23 protein-coding genes are annotated in these 19,676 nt (G+C 36.9%); 13 read left to right on the top strand and 10 right to left on the bottom strand.

Features of this window, described 5'->3' with window-relative positions; translation table 11 throughout:
* Positions 1–226: 226 nt before the first annotated feature.
* Positions 227–703: a GNAT family N-acetyltransferase gene (locus ACFOUV_RS12710; RefSeq protein WP_379497145.1), complete on the bottom strand. Its 477-nt coding sequence runs from the start codon at positions 701–703 to the stop codon at positions 227–229.
* A gap of 305 nt (positions 704–1,008) precedes the next feature.
* Between ACFOUV_RS12710 and ACFOUV_RS12705 the strand changes: the two genes are divergently transcribed.
* From ACFOUV_RS12705 to ACFOUV_RS12695, 3 genes are all read left to right on the top strand, one after another.
* Positions 1,009–1,593: a CotD family spore coat protein gene (locus tag ACFOUV_RS12705; protein ID WP_379497144.1), complete on the top strand. Its 585-nt coding sequence runs from the start codon at positions 1,009–1,011 to the stop codon at positions 1,591–1,593.
* A 60-nt stretch (positions 1,594–1,653) separates the two neighbouring features.
* A complete protein-coding gene (locus ACFOUV_RS12700) occupies positions 1,654–2,208 on the top strand; it encodes an SLOG family protein (RefSeq protein WP_379497143.1) in 555 nt (184 codons plus the stop codon).
* Between the two features lie 85 nt (positions 2,209–2,293).
* A complete protein-coding gene (locus tag ACFOUV_RS12695; protein ID WP_379497142.1) occupies positions 2,294–2,956 on the top strand; it encodes an SIMPL domain-containing protein in 663 nt (220 codons plus the stop codon).
* 39 nt (positions 2,957–2,995) lie between these two features.
* Here ACFOUV_RS12695 and ACFOUV_RS12690 read toward each other — a convergent pair whose 3' ends face one another.
* Positions 2,996–3,796, bottom strand: coding sequence for a glycoside hydrolase domain-containing protein (locus tag ACFOUV_RS12690; protein ID WP_379497141.1), 801 nt, complete (start codon positions 3,794–3,796; stop codon positions 2,996–2,998).
* Between the two features lie 164 nt (positions 3,797–3,960).
* Between ACFOUV_RS12690 and ACFOUV_RS12685 the strand changes: the two genes are divergently transcribed.
* From ACFOUV_RS12685 to ACFOUV_RS12675, 3 genes are all read left to right on the top strand, one after another.
* Entirely contained in the window at positions 3,961–4,116 is a 156-nt protein-coding gene (locus ACFOUV_RS12685; protein WP_379497140.1) for a hypothetical protein, read from the top strand.
* 136 nt (positions 4,117–4,252) lie between these two features.
* Positions 4,253–4,753, top strand: coding sequence for a GNAT family N-acetyltransferase (locus ACFOUV_RS12680; protein WP_379497139.1), 501 nt, complete (start codon positions 4,253–4,255; stop codon positions 4,751–4,753).
* Between the two features lie 287 nt (positions 4,754–5,040).
* Positions 5,041–6,075, top strand: coding sequence for a potassium channel family protein (locus tag ACFOUV_RS12675; protein ID WP_379497138.1), 1,035 nt, complete (start codon positions 5,041–5,043; stop codon positions 6,073–6,075).
* A gap of 54 nt (positions 6,076–6,129) precedes the next feature.
* Here ACFOUV_RS12675 and ACFOUV_RS12670 read toward each other — a convergent pair whose 3' ends face one another.
* Positions 6,130–7,665, bottom strand: a complete 1,536-nt coding sequence (locus ACFOUV_RS12670; protein WP_379497137.1) for a DHA2 family efflux MFS transporter permease subunit — start codon at positions 7,663–7,665, stop codon at positions 6,130–6,132.
* Positions 7,666–8,490: 825 nt separating this feature from the next.
* On the opposite strand from ACFOUV_RS12670, the gene ACFOUV_RS12665 reads away from it, so the two are divergent.
* The 4 genes from ACFOUV_RS12665 to ACFOUV_RS12650 all read left to right on the top strand — a co-directional run bounded on the left by ACFOUV_RS12665 (position 8,491) and on the right by ACFOUV_RS12650 (position 11,820).
* Positions 8,491–9,390, top strand: a complete 900-nt coding sequence (locus tag ACFOUV_RS12665) for a TetR/AcrR family transcriptional regulator (protein ID WP_379497136.1) — start codon at positions 8,491–8,493, stop codon at positions 9,388–9,390.
* Between the two features lie 366 nt (positions 9,391–9,756).
* Entirely contained in the window at positions 9,757–10,239 is a 483-nt protein-coding gene (locus tag ACFOUV_RS12660) for a GNAT family N-acetyltransferase (RefSeq protein ID WP_379497135.1), read from the top strand.
* Between the two features lie 153 nt (positions 10,240–10,392).
* Complete coding sequence (locus ACFOUV_RS12655) at positions 10,393–10,944, top strand: NADPH-dependent FMN reductase (RefSeq protein WP_379497134.1); 552 nt, start codon at positions 10,393–10,395, stop codon at positions 10,942–10,944.
* A 156-nt stretch (positions 10,945–11,100) separates the two neighbouring features.
* Positions 11,101–11,820, top strand: a complete 720-nt coding sequence (locus ACFOUV_RS12650) for a hypothetical protein (RefSeq protein WP_379497133.1) — start codon at positions 11,101–11,103, stop codon at positions 11,818–11,820.
* 101 nt (positions 11,821–11,921) lie between these two features.
* Here the strand turns inward: ACFOUV_RS12650 and ACFOUV_RS12645 are convergent, their stop codons facing one another.
* From ACFOUV_RS12645 to ACFOUV_RS12635, 3 genes are all read right to left on the bottom strand, one after another.
* Positions 11,922–12,539, bottom strand: a complete 618-nt coding sequence (locus ACFOUV_RS12645) for a YusW family protein (RefSeq protein WP_379497132.1) — start codon at positions 12,537–12,539, stop codon at positions 11,922–11,924.
* A gap of 276 nt (positions 12,540–12,815) precedes the next feature.
* The gene (locus tag ACFOUV_RS12640) at positions 12,816–13,136 is read right to left on the bottom strand and encodes a MerR family transcriptional regulator (RefSeq protein ID WP_379497131.1); all 321 of its coding nucleotides are present in this window, start codon (positions 13,134–13,136) and stop codon (positions 12,816–12,818) included.
* A 106-nt stretch (positions 13,137–13,242) separates the two neighbouring features.
* On the bottom strand, positions 13,243–13,425 hold the full coding sequence (locus ACFOUV_RS12635; protein WP_379497130.1) for a hypothetical protein: 183 nt from the start codon (positions 13,423–13,425) through the stop codon (positions 13,243–13,245).
* Between the two features lie 313 nt (positions 13,426–13,738).
* Here ACFOUV_RS12635 and ACFOUV_RS12630 point away from each other — a divergent pair, with 313 nt between their 5' ends.
* Complete coding sequence (locus tag ACFOUV_RS12630) at positions 13,739–15,151, top strand: MDR family MFS transporter (RefSeq protein WP_379497129.1); 1,413 nt, start codon at positions 13,739–13,741, stop codon at positions 15,149–15,151.
* 75 nt (positions 15,152–15,226) lie between these two features.
* Here the strand turns inward: ACFOUV_RS12630 and pdxK are convergent, their stop codons facing one another.
* Together pdxK and ACFOUV_RS12620 are read right to left on the bottom strand one after the other, a co-directional pair.
* A complete protein-coding gene (gene pdxK, locus ACFOUV_RS12625) occupies positions 15,227–16,033 on the bottom strand; it encodes a pyridoxine/pyridoxal/pyridoxamine kinase (RefSeq protein WP_379497128.1) in 807 nt (268 codons plus the stop codon).
* Between the two features lie 601 nt (positions 16,034–16,634).
* The gene (locus tag ACFOUV_RS12620; RefSeq protein ID WP_379497127.1) at positions 16,635–17,687 is read right to left on the bottom strand and encodes a C45 family autoproteolytic acyltransferase/hydolase; all 1,053 of its coding nucleotides are present in this window, start codon (positions 17,685–17,687) and stop codon (positions 16,635–16,637) included.
* A gap of 155 nt (positions 17,688–17,842) precedes the next feature.
* Here ACFOUV_RS12620 and ACFOUV_RS12615 point away from each other — a divergent pair, with 155 nt between their 5' ends.
* On the top strand, positions 17,843–18,220 hold the full coding sequence (locus tag ACFOUV_RS12615; protein WP_379497126.1) for an endonuclease III domain-containing protein: 378 nt from the start codon (positions 17,843–17,845) through the stop codon (positions 18,218–18,220).
* 278 nt (positions 18,221–18,498) lie between these two features.
* On the opposite strand, the gene ACFOUV_RS12610 is transcribed toward ACFOUV_RS12615, so the two are convergent.
* Complete coding sequence (locus ACFOUV_RS12610; protein WP_379497125.1) at positions 18,499–18,750, bottom strand: hypothetical protein; 252 nt, start codon at positions 18,748–18,750, stop codon at positions 18,499–18,501.
* A gap of 119 nt (positions 18,751–18,869) precedes the next feature.
* On the bottom strand, positions 18,870–19,322 hold the full coding sequence (locus ACFOUV_RS12605) for a YndM family protein (protein WP_379497124.1): 453 nt from the start codon (positions 19,320–19,322) through the stop codon (positions 18,870–18,872).
* A 112-nt stretch (positions 19,323–19,434) separates the two neighbouring features.
* Between ACFOUV_RS12605 and ACFOUV_RS12600 the strand changes: the two genes are divergently transcribed.
* Positions 19,435–19,653, top strand: a complete 219-nt coding sequence (locus tag ACFOUV_RS12600; protein WP_379497123.1) for a YdbC family protein — start codon at positions 19,435–19,437, stop codon at positions 19,651–19,653.
* The last annotated feature ends 23 nt before the right edge of the window (positions 19,654–19,676 follow it).

Genomic DNA, 19,676 nt, shown 5'->3' with positions numbered 1-19,676 from the left:
TTCCTTGATTTATGCCCCCAAATCAGAAATTCGAACGATAGTAGTTATGAAGAGAGGCTCTTAAAAAGGGAATCAAACGAGAAAAGAAAAAAGCAGTTTCCTAAACACTTACGAAAGTATTCAAAAACAAATAAAGGAAAGCTAGGTTTCAAACGTAAACATATAAGATGTTAAAATTAGTAACACATAAGGAGAGTTGGTCCATGGAGGGTTGACGCTCTCATGGCTAGTTCAAATCTTTCAAATACCACGCATCCATAGCTGAATGGTCAGAGCCTGGTAGGGCTTCATGTAAAAGTATAAACCCAAATTTTTCATATAATCTACATGCAGTTTTTAATTCATGCATTGTTTCTAAGTAGCACTTTTCATAATGTGTAGAGGCAAATGATAAAGCTGTTTCCATTAGTTTCTTTCCAAATCCTAAACCTTGTGTCTTTGGACTTAAGTATAGTTTTTGCAATTCGCAAACTTTTTCATGTTCGTTAAACGGTGCGATACCAATTCCACCAACAACTTCGCCTTCCAATTCTACTACCCAGTAGTTCGCATGTTTTAAATTCTTATAGTACTGGTAAAGGTCGTTAAGTTGAGGGTCAAAATAAGCTGATCCTGGAATCGCTAAGCCAAGTGATTTTAATGAATGTTGTATTAATTCTTTTACCTGTTTATTGTCTTGTTTTTTAATTTCTCTAATAATCATATACGATCTCCTTCAATTAATTCTTAATAAAATTAAAATGAGCAACGTCAAAACGTTGACTTAGTCCACTTTTCAAGTATGCAGTTATGTTAATGTTAAAAGTGGACTAAGTCAACAAAAGGAGAAATAATAAAGCTGATAAGTGACCAACCAAGACAAAACAACAAGAGAAAGGTCACTCATAGACTTACGCAAGATTAGGATGTTTACTTAGAAAATTTTCGTGAAATAGGTACCTGTCTCATACATTCCCATGGCAACTGACATAGGTTATAAGTGAACCTATAATAGAAAGGGGATTAGTTATGAGACAACGTCATGGACGTCATTGCGGCTGTCATGCTTGCAAAACAGTTGTACATCCAACAAAGTACAATTGCGTTAACCAATACTCGGAAAGTCAAGTTAACCATGTGCATCCTTCCCATACGACAGTTATGAATCATCATACAGTCAAAAATAATCATGTATACCCTCATTCTACATCTGTCCAAAATACAGTGAACAGTGTGGATCAGTATGGTGGATCGTTTAATGTGCCATCTCCAGGACCAGGTGCTCAAGTAGCTGGAGCAATGTCACCGGGATATGGTCCAGGTCAAGTAGCTGGAGCAACATCACCGGGATATGGCCCAGGTCAAGTAGCAGGAGCAATGCAACCGGGTTATGGTCCGAATCAAGTAGCAGGAGCAATGCAACCAGGTTATGGTCCGAATCAAGTAGCAGGAGCAATGCAGCCAGGTTATGGTCCAAATCAAGTAGCAGGAGCAATGCAACCAGGTTATGGTAAGAAACCAGGATATGGCCCCGGAGGTCAGGTAGCAGGAGCAATGCAACCGGGATACGGAGCAGGACCGAATCACTGGAAAAAACCGAATAAATGGTGTTAACTAAAGAAAAGAGCTGGCAAATAAATTGCTGGCTTTTCTTTATCGTAAGGTGGTAAAAACATGAAAATTTTAACTGTATCTGGTTATAAATCAATGGAACTAAGTATTTTTAAAGAAAATGATCCGCGTATTGCATTTATCAAAGCGGCGATTGAAAAAAGGTTGATCGGTTTTATCGAAGAGGGGCTCGAATGGGTAATCATTTCCGGACAAATGGGTGTAGAGATGTGGACAGCAGAAATTGTCCTTGATCTACAGGAAACCTATGATATTAAAATTGGGGTATTCCCACCATTTGAAAACCAGGACAACCGTTGGCCGGACAACCTAAAGGAGAAATATGAAGAGCTTCAGATGGTTGCCGATTTTTACAAACCACTCTATCAAGGTGATTATAAAGGTCCTTACCAATTCAAAGCTAAAAATAAGTGGTTCGTCGATAAAAGTGATGGCTGTCTTCTCCTTATGGATGATGAATTTCCTGGTAGTAACCGTTTCCTTTATGAAGCAGCAAAGACAACGAATAAGGATTATCCTATATTTATAATTACACCGGCAGATTTGGACGATGCAGTGGAAGAAATAAAGATGGCAGATCCGGATTATTGGGTATAATCGAAGACCTGATGCTAACAAAATATAATTTTTCCGCCTAGGCTTGCATATTATTTAAAGAAGCATGGAGAAAGGCGGTAAAAATATGTATTATCCTTATGTCCCGCATTATCGGCAACCTGATTCACAACAACGAATCCGCACGATAACAGTTACTGGTAAAGGTATTGTATCCGTTCAACCGGATATTGCTAGAATTCAACTTGGAGTTGTTACGGAGGGTGAATCACTCCGTCAGACGCAGCAGGAGAATGCACAAACAATGAATCAGGTTATAGAGTCACTTATTGCATTAGGTATATCAAGGGAAAATATCCAAACAACTGCTTACAATATCATTCCAAGATATGATTATGTGGATGGTCAGCAAGTGTTCAGGGGATATGAAGTTAGAAATGAAATAACGGTTGAGACCTCCATAATTGAACAAACAGGTACAATTATTGATGATGCTGTAGAGAACGGGGTAAATCATGTTTCGAATATCCAGTTTACGGTTCAAGACAGAGAACGTATTTATCAGGAAGCTCTTGTATCTGCACTCGAGGATGCACGTGTAACAGCTCAAACGATTGCTCAAACAATGCAACTGAATCTGGACCCTACACCAATCAGAATTGTAGAGGAAATCACAGATGAACCAATCACCTATAAAACATTTGCTGCTTCTGTGGACAGCCTTACTACTCCAATTGAGCCAGGAGAAATTATGATCATGGCAAAGGTGAATGTTAAATTTCAATACTAAATAAGTCAGGGGACGTTTTAATGCCCCTGACTTATTGTCTTACCATAAATAATCGATCATTTCGCTACGAAATAGATTTGTGTCAATATTACATGTTTCTGCATCTATCGCATATTGCCAGCCGTAAAGCAGGGAACTTTCCGGCCCTTGTGGATTATATTCTGGGGCATTTTCTTGTGAGGTTATTTCTTCTTGCGGATATGCTGTCCATACAATAGTATTTTCCTGTATTTCTTGCTCTAGCATGTTGTAGGATTCAAATAACTCGCTTCCTTCGTTAAAGACTCCATATACTGCGGCTTGATAAGCAGAGGCGGAAAGCGTCTTATACCACCCATCCATAAACTCGGAATCTACCGGGTAATCGGGCTCAATATCGACAAAGATAGCAACACCTTCAGGAATATCGAAATCCTCAGCAAAGGAAATAGCCTGTTCTCCATGTTCTATCCCGTGTTCGTATCCTCTCGCATCATTCACATGATTATATATAACGAGTATTTGGATATTATTTTCATGAAGATAGCTTACCTCATCGCTATCAAGTCCTTCGGAAACACCATCTTTATTACCTAAATAACGTCCCCATACGTTGGGTTGACCAAAATTATCTATGACACAGGCAAATAAATTTTCGTTTGTGTAACTGGCAGAGTCAACTCCCCAAACAATTTCATCGCTATTTGAATCTGTGTCTTTATTGGATTCTTCATCGCTTTCCTGCTCTTGTTCAGCACCTTGGCCGTCATCTGTAGGAGTGTTTTGGATAATTAAATACATAAACGGGATAGCAATAAGAATAACAATGCCTAGCATGATGAAATCTCTATATTTTTCCATTACGAAATACCTCCTTTCATACCTTATTGCAGTATATTGAGAAGGGAGGGGACCTGTGTAGGTGAGTAGATATCAACCGTCTTCTGACAGATGAGTTGACTCCCTGGCATTAAGACGCCTTAAGCTTTATAATAAAAATAAGCTAATACTGAGGGGGGACATACTTGGATTTTTTAATGGCATTAGTTGTTTATATCATACCGATTATTATATTATATTTTGTTATAGCCGCTGGAGTTAAAAAAGGACTTGATCGTTCGGAGGTAGGAAGAATAATCATGGAAAGACATGATGAAAAAAACAACCAAACTAATAAATAGCGACAGAAAAGTATTGCAAATGAAGCGATGCTTTTTTTTATGTAAATTTAGAAGAAGTGGAAACTTTTCCATTAAAATAATGATATAATGTTACAAAATATTAGAATTCATTAATAATTATAAAGGGGTGGTTACAATGGATTATATAATTCGTAAAATGAAAAAGAGAGACATCTCCCAAGTCCAACGCGTTGCAAGAACAAGCTGGCATGCAACATACGAAGGTATTATTCCTTTGGATATCCAGGATAAATTTCTGAATTCAGCATATAGTGTTGTAAATATGAAAAGACGTTTAAAGCACTCAACTATTTTTGTTTCAGAAGTTGGCAGGAAGATTGTTGGTTTTGCTAACTATTCTCCTGTTTCTGTAGATGGATCGGTAGAGCTTGGAGCCATTTATTTATATCCCGAATATCAAGGCAAAGGAATTGGTACAGCATTTTTGCAGTTGGGAATTGAGAAATTGGGTGCAAGTGAGATTCATTTGAACGTAGAGAAAAACAATACAATCGGTACAACTTTTTACCATGCAAAAGGCTTTGAAGTAAAATCCGAATTTGAAGATAATTTTGATGGACATATGTTGAAGACAGTAAGGATGGTTTTGAAAGTAAAAGAAGGAATGCAAATCTAATCTATAGAATAGAGGTTAATAAATGAGAAATAATCCTAAGCGAGTGCTAATGATCTCTCTTTTTTTTGTTGTTGTTATTCCTTTTCTTTTTCTTTTGATGTATGTAACTACAAGTAATGTAACTTTCTTTTATGTTGGTCTTATCCCAGTTTGGATTTTTTTACTGATAGGTGTGATTCACTCGGGGAAGGAATTGAAAAATCTGAAGAAATCATAAAAAATCTCCTGCATTTTTATGAGCGAATAGAAACTGTTATAATGTGAAAGCAGGAAAGGGAGGGAAAGAAATGTTTTTCCGAATAATTAATAAAGCCGTTAAAATGGATGCTAAAGTAACCATATTTATTGGTTTAATAGCATTCATTTTATTTTCAACCAGAATGATCCAATTGATCGAACCGGAAACGTTTCCTTCATACTTTAGTGCTTTATGGTGGGTAATGACTACTGTTACAACTGTTGGGTATGGAGATGTTTCACCTGTCACATTCGGTGGCCAACTATTTGCTATGATTGTCGTTTATATTTTTGGGATTGGCTTAATGGGTGTTGCTATTGGTTACATCATAGATGTTTATGTGGAATATAAGCAAAGAAAGGAGCAGGGGAAATTGACCTATAAAGGAAAAAATCATTTCATCGTTATCAATTATTCCAAACGTTCGAAGGAGACAATAAAAGAGTTGTTACATATGCATGGTGATAAAGATATTGTTTTGGTTGCTGAGGATATTGAGAAAACGCCTTTAGACAGTGAAAGAGTTCATTTTGTAAACGGAGATCCAGCCGATATCACTATTCTTAACAAAGCAAATATCGCGAAAGCTGATTCCATCATGATTTTTTCAGCAGATAATATTCCTAATTCATCCTTCGCTGACGGTCAGACACTATTAATTGCAACAGCGATAGAAGATTATTCAAGAAAAACAGGTACGCCAATTTATACAATTGCTGAAATCATTAATGATCTACATATTTCGAGTTTCATTCATTGTGGGATTGATGAATTCGTTACACCGAATCATACTAGCGCTAGATTAATTGCCAAAAGTGGTTCTTACAAAGGTGTCAGTGAAGTATTTAGACAGCTCACTTCATCAAATTATGGAGAAGATATGTTTATTGTTAAGCCTCATAAAGATTGGACAACGTATCTGGATGCTTTTAATGATCTATATAAAAAAGGAGCTACCTTATTATCTGTAGATAACGATTTGAATATCTCTTCTAAATCACAGGAAAAGCTTAATAAAAACGCTAATTTATTAATTGTTTGTAAAAATAATACGTATGAAGAAATAAAAAAATATATTTCTTAATAAACGATGGCTGTTAAAAACCCCTTATTGAAAAGTTCAATAAGGGGTTTTGTTTTAGTTAGTTGAAACGGCCGTTTTCTTTGTTTCAATTACAGGCTCCTCTTTAACAATCCCACTAGAAGTGTCAACTCTCTTAATGAAGAATGCCAGGACAAGTGCCAGAACTATAATCAACGTAGAAACAAGAAATGATAAGTTAATACCACTTAGCATGGCCTCATTCATTATTTGGGACTGCATTTGTGCCATAGCTTGTTCAGACATCGTGCCGTTTAAGTCCATGCTAGCCATTGCAGAAGCAGTGAGTTCTTCTGCTCTTGCTTCCGTACGAGAATTCATCACAGTAATCAAGAGAGCCGCACCAATTGCACCCGAAACCTGCTGTAATGTATTATTCATCGCGGTACCATGTGGATTATCCTTCATCGGTAACTGATTCAACCCGTTTGTCATCACCGGCATCATAACCATGGACATCCCAAAGGCCCGGATGGAGAATATCAGCATAATACTAAAATATGAAATCTGCATATCCAAACGGCTAAAGAAATAGGTTGTGATTATCATAATCGTAAGTCCCGTAATTGCTAGGATTTTAGCGCCGTATTTATCAAATAATCTTCCGGTAATCGGAGACATGATTCCCATAATTAATGCGCCTGGAAGCATTAGCAATCCCGAATCTATTGGAGATATTCCCCGAATGGTTTGGATATAAATTGGAACTAGAATCATCCCTGAAAACATTGCCATGGAAATAATAACAGAAATGGCAGATGACAATGCAAACATCGGGTACTTAAAAATTCGAAATTGAAGCATTGGATCCTCCATCTTCAACTGACGGAAAATTAATGTGACAAGAGAAATTACCCCAACAATAATTGTTCCATAAACAAGCGGGTGATCCCAGCCTTTATCTCCAGCAGAACTGAATCCATAAAGAAGTCCACCAAACCCGAAACTTGATAAAATGATGGAAAATACATCCAGTTTAATGTCGCGTTGTGGAGTCACATTCTTCAATTTAAATATTGCAAGTACAAGTGTAAGTATCGCAATTGGTATGACTAACTCAAAGAGTGTTCTCCAACTGTAATGTTCTACAATCCAACCGGAAAGGGTCGGACCGATTGCGGGTGCAACAATCATAACAAGCCCGAATGTCCCCATTGCTGTCCCTCTTTTTTCAATCGGAAAAGCGGTCAGCATGACATTCATTAACAATGGCATCATAATTGCTGAGCCGGAAGCTTGGATCATTCTTGCGAAAAGGAGAACACCAAATGTTGGTGATATACTTGCAAGGATGGTACCTAACGTAAATAGACCCATTGCAGTAATAAACAAGCTTTTGTTCTTAAAACGCTGTATAAAGAATGCACTTGCCGGAATTAAAATCCCGTTTATCAGCATATATCCAGTAGACAGCCACTGAACTGCTGTTGCATTTACATCAAATTCAACCATAATAGATGGAAGAGCTACATTTAATAATGTTTCATTCAGGATTGCAACAAAAGCCCCAATAAATAAAATTGCAATCATTCCATATGGCGGTTTCTTTTGTACCGTATTCGTTTCCACCATGATTGTTCATCCCTACTTTCTTTTCTATATCAACTTTCGCACTAATAAAATAGGTTCAAACAAGTAACTGGGGTAAACCTAGAATGTCTCTACTCTATCAACTAGGCAGATTTGAGATAAACTACGAACTAGGATAAGTTACTTCGGCGACCGCTCTGGGGAAATATATTTGCGGTTCGCGGGCGGCTGGTGAGCCCTCCTCGTGCTTCTTCTTTAGGGGTCTCACCGATGCCTTTCCTCCCGCTGGAGTCTTCGTATATTTCCCCAGAGCTGGTTTTAAGCTTACAAACTGATAAGTGCATTAGTGATTTATAAAATTCATATTACCGAGCTTCACCAGTCCGGCATCGCTGTGGGCGGTGACTCCTGCGGAAAAAGCACGTGTCCGAAGACCCCGCAGAGTGGGTTTCTCGAGGAGGCTGAGGCCGTGCCCGCGGAAAGCATCCGCCCAGAGCGGTCCCGGACGGAGGGATAAGCACAAATCCTGGAAATAAACCAGCAGTTACTTCGGAGTTTATATAAAATTCGAAGTAAGAAAAGTAACTAAATAATGAAAACAGCCTTAAGGTCTAGATGTATCCAGACAGCTTCATGCAATAAGTTCATCCATCGTCAACTTGAGCGATGTATCATGAGCCCTCCTAATTCTACCAAGGCTAATCTATCCATTTTATTCTGCGAAAGTTGAGTAATAAAATCACTTTTATAATATTATACCGATAGTCTAGAAAAATCAATCATATAAGATGATTTTATGAAAATAATTGATATATTAGTGATTTAGTTCTAAAATTAAAATAGACTAATGTTCTATAAGGAGAAGTTATGAACCTAAAAAGAAAAGAAATCATCGATGCTGCACATCAATTATTCATTGAAAAGGGATTTGCTACAACTTCCATACAAGATATCTTAAATGAAGCCAAGATTGCCAAAGGAACTTTTTATAATTACTTCAATTCGAAAAATGAATGTTTAATGGCAATCCTTGAATATGTGAGACAAGAAAGTGATCAGGAGAGAATGGAAATAGCGTTTGGTAAGAATAAAGATAATGAGCAATTATTTATTGATCAAATTGCTATACGTTTAAATACCGATAAAAGGCATAACTTAATGGGTCTCTTTTCTTCTGTATCATTTTCTGAAGATGAAGACCTGAGAACTTTTATGATTAAATATCATTTAAAGGAAATACATTGGGTTGCAAAACGACTTACAGAAATCTTTGGTCCAGAAACGGAGCGATATGCTCTGGATCATTCCATCATTTTCATTGGTATTATCCAACATTTTCTATACGTAGGGAAGATGTGGGCACAAAAAGATATGACAGCAGAAGAAGTGATATCATTTGCGCTTAACCGAATCAAGCCAATCATTTATACACAAGAAGAATCAAGTGAAGTTATCTTCGGTAAGGGTTCTTTCTCTGCTTTTAAGGATGATACTGGGGAAAACATTCCAGAAATTCAAAATCAGGCGCTTATTCAACTGAATAAGTTGCTTAATAAAAACAAAAAAATAGGAAGAATGGATCCGGAAAGAGCTGACCTGATTGAATTTTTAAAAGAAGAGCTGGACAGAGATAAGCCAAGAGTTCTATTGCTGGAAGGTGTATTGATGTCGTTATCAAAAAGCCTAACTGAGACGGGGTTTGAATATGAAATCAGCGAAATATCATCAATTATATGGAAATTAATCGAGATGATTCGAGAAGGTTAGACAGGTAGGGAAAAATCTTTATTGTTTAAAAACCAACTAATGAAGGGAATATAAACATATGCAAGCAGATTCCACTCAATGGAGGAGAAATGATGGGACGTTTATTAAGAAGACTAATTAGATATGGGCCATTGATTTATCCAATTATCAGAAAGCTATTGAATAAAAGGAAACAAGGTACTCGTAGGTAAGTAAGAATGAAGCTAGGCTAACTAGCTTCATTTTTTTTGTCATCAACAACTCCGCAGGCAGGAGAAATGCAATTATTCTAGAATATGTAATAAAGCATACAATGGATAAACAATAAACGTACGATAGGTTGAAAAATAAGATATAGTTTGACTAACAGCAATGGAGAAACGGGGAATGGATATGCTTTTACAAATTGAGAAGATGAACCAGCACTATGCTGTCGATGCATTGTGCTGGAAGTATACAAAACCATATGACTTTTATAACAATATATTGACTTCTAATGCAATCTTAGAATTATTAAGCAATAAATATTATGTCGTACTTGATGGCTGTGATGAGTTCATTGGCTTTTTCTGTACGGGAAGATCTGCTCAAGTACCTGCCGGTGATTCTTTCCATGTTTACAATGAAGATTGTGTGGATATTGGACTTGGAATGAAACCTGAACTGACAGGGAAGGGAAAAGGATATGAATTTTTTTCGCATATTCTTCATTTTGTAGAAGAAAACCATAATGGAAAAGATATTCGCTTAACAGTAGCTACGTTTAATAAAAGGGCAATTCATTTATATGAAAAAGTTGGCTTTGTCAAACAAATGGAGTTTTCTAGTCTTGAAGCGGACTTTATAACGATGATCAAAAGTAACACATGATTGCGGCTACGCATGAATTTATCAGGAAAGAGAATATAAATAAGTAAGCGCTATCTTTATGTGAACCGAATCACATTTCTTGAAGTTTAGCTTTCGATTGTGTTATTAATATAAGTATTGCGAACATCAAAGTACATAATGGAGGAATAAAAAATGAAAATAGTAGCACTAGTAGGTAGTAATCGTTCAGATTCTTATAATATGAAACTTACTCAATTTATGCAACAAAGATACAGTGAAAAAGTCGACATCGAGATTTTGCCAATCAATCAACTTCCTTTTTATAATCAGGATGAGGAATTGGATTCGCCAGCAATCGTTAAAGAACTAAGAGGGAAAATCAAAGAAAGTGATGGTATTCTATTCGCTACTCCTGAATACAATGCTTCCATTTCTGGAATGTTGAAAAATGCAATTGACTGGTTCTCTCGAGTGGAAACCGTAATGGTAGGCAAACCAGCTATGATTGTTGGAGCTTCCATGGGGGCTTTGGGAACGGTAAAAGCTCAGATGCAACTTCGCCAAATATTAAATGCTCCTGGAGTAGGAACACTAACATTGCCAGGGAATGAAGTATTCATCGGTTCTGTACATGAAAAATTTGATGATGAAGGCAATTTAAACGATGAATCAACTGTAGAATTTATCGATTCTGTTGTAACTAACTTTGTTAACTGGGCAGAAAACGCTAAAGTATACAGCTAATTTTAAAATGAATGTATATCCTAAAACCGTCATTATGGCATATGCCACAATGGCGGTTTTTATTTGCCCGATAGAACTCGCAGTCATTTTTTAATACATTCCGGGGATGCTAAGAAGTGAAAAATAGTATTTTACTACAGGAAGGATGTTTTTAAAATGAGTAAAGGTTTATTTGTTTTTATGGCAGCTGTGCTCATGCTTTCACTTTCGCCCCAGGCTTCCCTGGTGTCTGCTTATTTCGATGATAGCCAAGTATGGAATTCGGAGGAAGTTTACAACGGGAACGTTGAAGAGAAACGCTTCGAAAGTGATGCATTGTTAAAGCTGCATGCGATGGAATTGGGGATTGAAACAGAAGGCAAGGATATGGATTCTTTAGCAGCTGAAGTTCACGAAGAAGTAGTAAAACAAGCTGCAATAGAGCTTGGAATTGCGTCGGAGGGTAAAAATTTACAGGAACTTGAAAAAGAAGTTCATCATGCGAAAGTCGTTCATAAAGCAGAAGAATTGGGATTAGAAACAGAAGGAAAAGAAGATAAGGCTATCGCTAAGGAACTCCGTGAAACAATGCTTAAGCAGAAAGCAGAAGACTTAGGTATTTCTGCAGAAGGTAAAGATATAAAAGCATTAAAGAAAAAAGTCATGGAAACACATATAAAGTCTAAAGCAGAAAAATTAGATATTTCAACCGAGGGAAAAGATCCTCGTGACATAATGAAAGAAATTCGCGAAATGAAAGTTATGAAATCTGCTGAACAATTAGGGCTGGAAACGGATAATAAAGATTCGGAGGAAATTCTTGATGAAATAATTACAAATCATTACGAGGAAGCGAAGAAACAGAAGATTTATCCGTTTGAAGATGGAATGCACTAACAAGGTAGTAAAGAGCTTTTTGGTTAAAAATAGGTAAAAAAACAGACCTCTGCATATGGAACAGAAGGTCTGTTTTTATATAAAATCAGCTAGCTGACTGATTACTGCTTATATTCTTTTTCAGTACCACCTATATAGTCAATTTCGAGTTCAACATTTTTTGCATCTTTTGGAATTTTAAAAGCTTCAAATACTGCATTTAATACTTCTTCATCTGAAGTATTCTCGTCAAATTCAAAAGTTGAAAAGATACTATCAAGTTCCTGCATCGCCTCATCACCAGCTAATTGTATACCTTGTAGCTTGTCTGTATAAGAGGCTTCTGACTTTTCTCCATCCATTTCATAGTCGACATCAACGGCGTCTTCCGTACCCTCGAAATCAGCTTCTAAATCGAAACTGGTAAATGTATAATCCGCTTCATTACCGGGATTTCGGTTGTTATTGTTGTTTTCTTTTGTTGTATCTGTACCATCGGAATCTGTTCTTGTTCCGTCACCCATATCTGTATACTGATGGTCAGATTCCGTATCAACTTCTGTTTTCTCGGAATCATCAATGGATTGATTATCAGCCTCCGTAGAGCTAAATTCTTCTGGTGATTCTGTAACTTCTTCGCCACCCTCATTCTCGGTTGTGTTTTCGCCTTCATTCCCGCAGGCGGCGATTACGGATGCTAGTAGGATAAAGGTTATCAATGTTAAGAATTTCCTTTTCAATATGTTCACTCCTTAAGATGTTCTATACTCTGTAATATTGCCACATCTAATGAGAAGTAAACTTATTTCGTGATTTCGTAGTCGATCTGCCCAAAAGCCATCTGTTTTTACGCAGAGATAAGTACAAAAGAAATATATTTGCTTTAAACAAGTGAAAAAGGGAAAACGAAGACGGTTTTAATGGGGGAGCTTCGTTTCTATATAATCAGAGGAAGCAATTAATAATTCTTTAGAGTCAATCTATAACACTGATTCAGCAAACTTATGATGTAATCCTTACTTTATATTTGGCCTGCTATTCGTCTTAAAATGGGCATTCAACTGACCTTGAATTATTCCGTCATGCATATTTTTTTTCTTTCTCTCATTCTGCATATCTTTCTTAATCTCATTTGTTTGGACGCCTTCTTCACGCTTATTGGCAATCTTAATTAATAATTCAATATCTGAAAAGGAGTATTTTCTTGTGCCGCGGGTCGTTCTTTCGGGAAAAATCAATCCACGTTCTTCGTAATAACGTATTCGCCTTTCGGATAGACCTGTTAATTCATGTACGATACCAATTGTAATAACTTTTTTATCTCTGTAAGAAGCCAATATATCCTTCTCCTTCACTCAAGCTTCATTTTTTTATTTATCTGTTAGAGTAATATCGATGGATGAATTTTATTTTTATCTATATTTTCTTTCCTATTACTATGGGTTATGGCGTTTTATTCATCGTTTGCTTTAATTGTAGATGACTTTTATACATCTGTTCCAGTTCGCTTAATGGGACTAATGTATACTCCTTACCCGTTTTGTCTAATATACCTGCATCAGAAAGTTTTCTTATATAATATTTTTTGGCTTCTTCAACAGCCATTCGAAGTTGATTTTCCATCAACAATACACCTCCATAATCCAAAATTATTTTGCTCTGATCTTCTTGGGGTAAAAGGGCTTGAGATAAAAAAACAACAAAGTATGTGCTACAGGTAGTTTAAATTAATTTGAATTGTTTGTCATTAAAGGTGTTAGATTATCTTACAAAATCTCATTAAATGTTTATGTTTATGTTAGATATACTTACATATATTGATGCTCTCATCGTAAGAAATGTTTACGTTGGAAGATTTTTCTTGATTTAAGTCTTTTAGAAGCGTACCATTTTAATTTATATAGAATTCTTTTATTAGATTAGAAAGAAGGGTATGAATATGGGGACTCATCATGTAGATTCAGAAGAACCAATAAAAAGAATACCAATAATGATCGTTTTAATATCTGGGGCTTTTATAGCAATATTAAACCAAACACTATTAGGAACTGCGCTTCCTCATATTATGAGTGATTTAAATTTAGATGCAAATACGGTCCAGTGGTTACAATCTGTATTTATGTTGGTAAACGGTATTATGATACCCGTTACAGCGTTTTTGATTGGAACTTTTACAACAAGAAGTCTGTTTCTAACGGCGATGACCTTGTTCACTGCTGGTACTTTAGTATGTGCGATTGCACCAAGCTTTACATTCTTATTGTCAGGGAGAATTCTTCAAGCAGCGGGTGCAGGTATTATAATGCCATTGATGCAGACAATCTTAATGTTGATTTTCCCGATTGAAAAAAGGGGAACAGCGATGGGAATGTTCGGATTGGTAATAGCATTTGCACCAGCAATTGGACCATCACTTTCAGGATATATTGTAGAAAATTTCCCTTGGAGAACATTATTCTTCATGATTTTACCGATAGCAATAATTGATATTATCATTGCTTATTTTATTCTTAAAAATGTGACAAAACGGACATTTCCTAAATTGGATATTTTGTCAATTATATTATCCACTTTTGGATTTGGTGGTTTTTTATATGGATTCAGTATTGCTGGGACAGCAGGGTGGTCAAGTCAACAAGTAATTATATCGATGATTGTTGGTTTAGTGACGCTCCTCTGGTTTGTTTTACGGCAGTTCAAACTGGAACAACCGATACTTGAATTTAGAGTGTTTAAATACAAGATATTTACGATTACAACTGTCTTAGGTATGGTTACCTTTATGGCGATGATTGGGGCAGCAGTCGTACTGCCATTATATATGCAAACCATGTTAGGATTTTCTGCGTTCGAGTCCGGACTTGCTCTTTTGACAGGAGCAATATTACAAGGGATTATGAACCCGATAACAGGGAAACTGTTTGATATATATGGGGCGAGGTATTTGGCAATCGTGGGATTAAGTATCATCGTGATTACAACATTTATGTTTGCCTTTCTGACTAAGGACACGTCCTTCATGTATATATCGTTGGTACATGCCTTTCGAATGATGGGGGTAGCGATGGCGATGATGCCAGTAACTACTGCAGGTTTAAATGTCTTGCCTAATGAATTAATGGCACATGGTACAGCAGTTAATAATACATTACGTCAAGTGTCCGGTGCAATTGGAACAGCATTGCCAATAACAATAATGACGACAACCGCAATTCCTGAAGAAGGTATCCAAGGAATAATTCATGGCGTGAATGTATCATTTCTTGTCACCGGGATTATCGCTATTGTAGGGCTTATACTTAGTTTCTTCGTCCATGATAGAGAAACGGGTAAGAGAATTACTTTAAGATAAAATCAGATACGTTTTTAAATTTAAAACCCTCTTAGAAGTAGAACGTTCTGCTTCTAAGAGGGTTAATTAAAATCTTTAGTTTGCTACTTTATTATATGCACCATGCATGACTGGTCCAACATATTCATTCAATTTCCAGCCATTTAATATTGCGGCTGTAACAAAATCTTTTGCTGCTAATACCGATTCTTTAACGGATTTGCCGTGAGCCAAGTTTGCTGTAATTGCTGCTGCAAATGTGCAACCTGCTCCGTGGTTGTACGTAGTTTCAATTTTATCTCTCTCCAAGATTTCGAAGTCTTGTCCATCATAGAATAAATCGATAGCTTTTTCGTGATCTAAAGCTTTTCCGCCCTTAATGACTACATTTTTAGCACCAAGTTCATGAATTTTAACTGCAGCTTCTTTCATGTCGTCAACGGTTTTTAGTGGACCATTTTGAGCTAATTGGCCAGCCTCAAACAGATTTGGAGTAGTAACTAATGATCGGGGGAGAAGGTAATCACGCATTGCATCCGTATTTTCCGGTTGCAGTACTTCATCATCGCCTTTACAAACCATTACTGGGTCCAGTACATAGTTGTCGATCTTGTATTCATCTATTTTCTTTGCTCCTAATTTAATGATATCCACGGAACCGAGCATCCCGGATTTCATTGCATCGACGCCAACAGATAAAATGGTATCCAACTGTTTCTCAACCACATCAACATCTATTGGTGTAACATTATGACTCCAGCCCTTTGGATCCATTGTTACAATTGATGTTAAGGCTGTCATGCCGTAGACGTCATATTCCTGAAAAGTTTTAAGATCTGCTGCTATACCCGCACCACCACTCGAATCAGATCCGGCTAGTGTTAATGTTTTTTTCATTGTCATTGATAATTCCTCCTTGCATTTCTCATCGCTAAATTGCTTATACTTTGTTTCAATAGTAAAAGAATAATCGTTTAAGAAGAAGATGTAAAGCTATTGAAATTATAACGTCATTTAAAATTCTATCTATTTGTATAATTAAAATCACTGGGATTAACAAATATTATTTCTCATTTACTCAACTTTTGAAAATAAGGCTGTTTATAATATTTATTGCTTTTTGATCATGGCGGAGCTGAGATAAACTGCGAACTAACTAACTTCTGGTTGGTATTCTAACATATGTGCTATTGTTGCCGTCCGGGGTCGCTCTGGGCGGATGCTTTCCGCGGGCACGGCCTCAGCCCCGAAGAGAAAACCGCTCTTCTGGTCTTCGGACACGTGCTTTTCCCGCAGGAGTCACCGCCCGCCACTCACCCGGACTGCGCAGCACGAGGAGGGCTCACCAGCCGCCCACGGAAAGCGAAGTATATTTCCCGGAGCGGTCGCCGAAGTTTATCATCGCATTTTATAGAAACTGCGATGAAAAAAGCAACAAAGTTAATGAAAAGTGTTTAGAGCAGTGTTATTTTCAGCTCAATTATTCTAAGGTTAGTTGTCACTTTCACTCTGGGATAGGTGAGTCATTGATAAAAGTGTCTGTGGAATCGAGTTCTCCTTTTATTTGAGTTACATTCAGTTTTTCGCCATTCAGCCATTTGTTGAAATCAAATATGAGTGGAGATCTGTTTCCTCCTAGAGCAAACCAGGCTTTCATTTCCTTTGGTAAATAAGCGGCAGTATGTAGTGTGCCTGCCCATGCTCCGTACTTCTTTGAGAAAATACCCTTGTCTGTATCATTTAACATTTTATAGGCTTGGAATGGATCTGTTATCGTTACTTGTGCTTGCTCCATTACTTCTTGTCTTCTAATTGAATCATCCATCTGATAGCGATTTTCTACAGTTAATTTTTCGAAATGGTTGGTGCATATATGAGCCTGGCGAATAGTTACATTTCTTGGTGAAATTTCAACAACTACAGATTCACCCGTTTGATCCAGCAAAACATAACTAAAGGAATGGCGATGTGGAATTTCTTTCAAAAGTGAAATAGCTTCCTTCACAGTGGCACAGGTTTCCAATATAATACGTCCAACCATATTGCATAGAAACCCATCATCTGACTTCTTTCGATTGACAAAGTTATAGCCCATGACTAGTCCTTTTTCATTTAAGCCATCTGTCCTTCCTGTTATCTGCATTGAAGGTCCGATTACTGCATATCCGTTATCTGTCGGCTGATAAAGTAAATACCGTCCCTCATAGGTAAGTGGAGCATTATCATAGTTACGGATCATATAGTCGGAATCGGTAAAAATAGAACACCCACTACGCCCATACTCGTAGTAATATCCGCCGAACTCTCGTATGGAATCCTCAAAATCCATTGACAGCGCATCTGCAAGACCGTGAAGTTCTTCCCATATTGCCGGGGCAAAACGGGCGAAAGCTTGTCTTACTTCACTTTCTTCAAAAAGAAAATGCCTCCAGCGTTTTTTCGATTGTTTTTTACGATGAAGCAGAACCTTAGAATCCTTTAACAGCTCACCTTGCATATATCCAAAATCATAATGTTTTCCGCGAAACTGAATGATATCGCTAAATACTTTTGGCATTATTTTTCTCCTTCATTGCTATATCGTCAAGCAAGAGTTTACTGGAAAATGATAGCTATTGGAATGAATTTGCTTCATTCGGGAATAGAAAAAGAATTGGGTAGGAATTAAAATCTATAAATATATTCTATTTGTCGCTGTAGGAGGAACATTCTATGCAACAAAACTTCAAATCCATTCATGATCGATTATACGATTATTATGGTCCCCAAAGCTGGTGGCCAGCTGACACTGCTTTTGAAATGATGATTGGATCCATACTTGTTCAAAATACGAATTGGAGAAATGTGGATAAAGCATTAGCAAAGTTAAGACCTTATCTCGATCCGAAAGTAATATACGAATTACCGATAGATGAGCTGGCTCAGTTAATTAGATCCAGCGGTTTTTTCAATGTAAAAGCAAAACGGATGAAAGCATTCATGGATTGGTTTAAAACATATGATTATGATTGTGAACAAATAAAAAAGTTAGACAGAAAACAATTGCGCTATGAGCTTCTTCAGATTAATAATTGGCAAGGAAACAGCTGATGTGATGCTGTTGTATGCATTTGATAAGCCGATATTCGTTGTTGATGCATATGCCAGAAGGATTTTTTACAGGTTGGGAGTTGATATGCCCGCAACTTATGATGGTTTCAGAATGGAGGTTGAAAAAGAGTTACCAAGTGATTTAAAACTGTATAATGAGTACCATGCATTGCTGGTAGAACACGCAAAAGTGCATTGTAAATCAACCCCTATATGTGAGGGGTGTCCCTTAAATGTTATCTGTGAGCAACGTCTTACAGGAGAAACTCCATAGAATGCTAAGGATTTCTCCCATTCTGAATTTGGTCCATCTTTTTCTGCAAATCATCCATCTGTTTTTGCATTTGGTTTAATTGCTGCATGGAGAGTTGTCTTTCATTTTCTGCAGAATCTGGTTCGGAAAAATCTCTTTCATAAATGATTGTAGAACCGACAAATGCAATCACACTTCCAATTGTTGCGAGCATTCCCCCAAAATATAAGAGCCGATCACCAATGTCTGGGGGAGTATCTTTGTACGAATTATTCATCGCAGTACACTCCTGTAAAAAGTTTATAAGATAGCATATGAATAATTGGAAGAAATATTTACAATAAGATACGTGTCAAAAATTTACATATCGCGGAATCGAGTGGACGCTAGATCCCATCAATCATCTTCAGATTTAGGCTTCAAATTATGTATATCGTCTTCTTCAGCAATTTCTGTCTGCATCTGATTAAGTTTACGAAAGTAACCAATTTCATACGTTTGTTTGTTTAACACTTTTTCTTTCATGTAGATATGAAAAATCGATTCACTAATTGTTATACTTAGACCAGCTGCCAGTGAAGCTATTAGAATGAACTCACCGGTTCCTATGAATAGGCTACTTAGAAACCAGACTGAGATAGTGGCAAGGCCAAAGTCAGCTACAGCTGCAAGAAAATATCCGAACCTGGGTAAGATGAAGAGATCCCCGATTACATATGCAATGCCTGTTATAAGTACACTCATGAAAAATATTTCACCTAATCCAGCTGTTAAAAATATCGTTAAGATAGAGAAAAGTACAATGGAAGTTATTGTGAATTTGATGGCTAATGCTTTTACATGTCTCAATGGTCTAACCTTCCTTTTTTAAAAAAGATGTGAAACTACTATATTTAGTATTTGAATTTTTTGATTTACTATACGGTGTAATTTACAATATGAAAAAAGGAGTCGATACGTCGTGGCAGAGCTGAAATATGAAATCATTGAAACAATTGGAGTACTTTCCGAATCACCAAAGGGTTGGACAAAGGAATTAAATTTAATCAGCTGGAATGGGAGAGAACCTAAATATGATTTGCGGGACTGGGCACCTGGAAAAGAGAAGATGGGAAAAGGAGTAACACTGTCTGAAGAAGAATTAAATAAATTACAAGACGTCATGGCTGCGATGAAGTGAATTAAAAATAACTTTAAGATTTG

The organism is Oceanobacillus longus, from assembly GCF_042650085.1.
GTDB lineage: Bacteria > Bacillota > Bacilli > Bacillales > Amphibacillaceae > Oceanobacillus > Oceanobacillus longus.
This window is presented reverse-complemented; position numbering and strand designations above follow the sequence as displayed.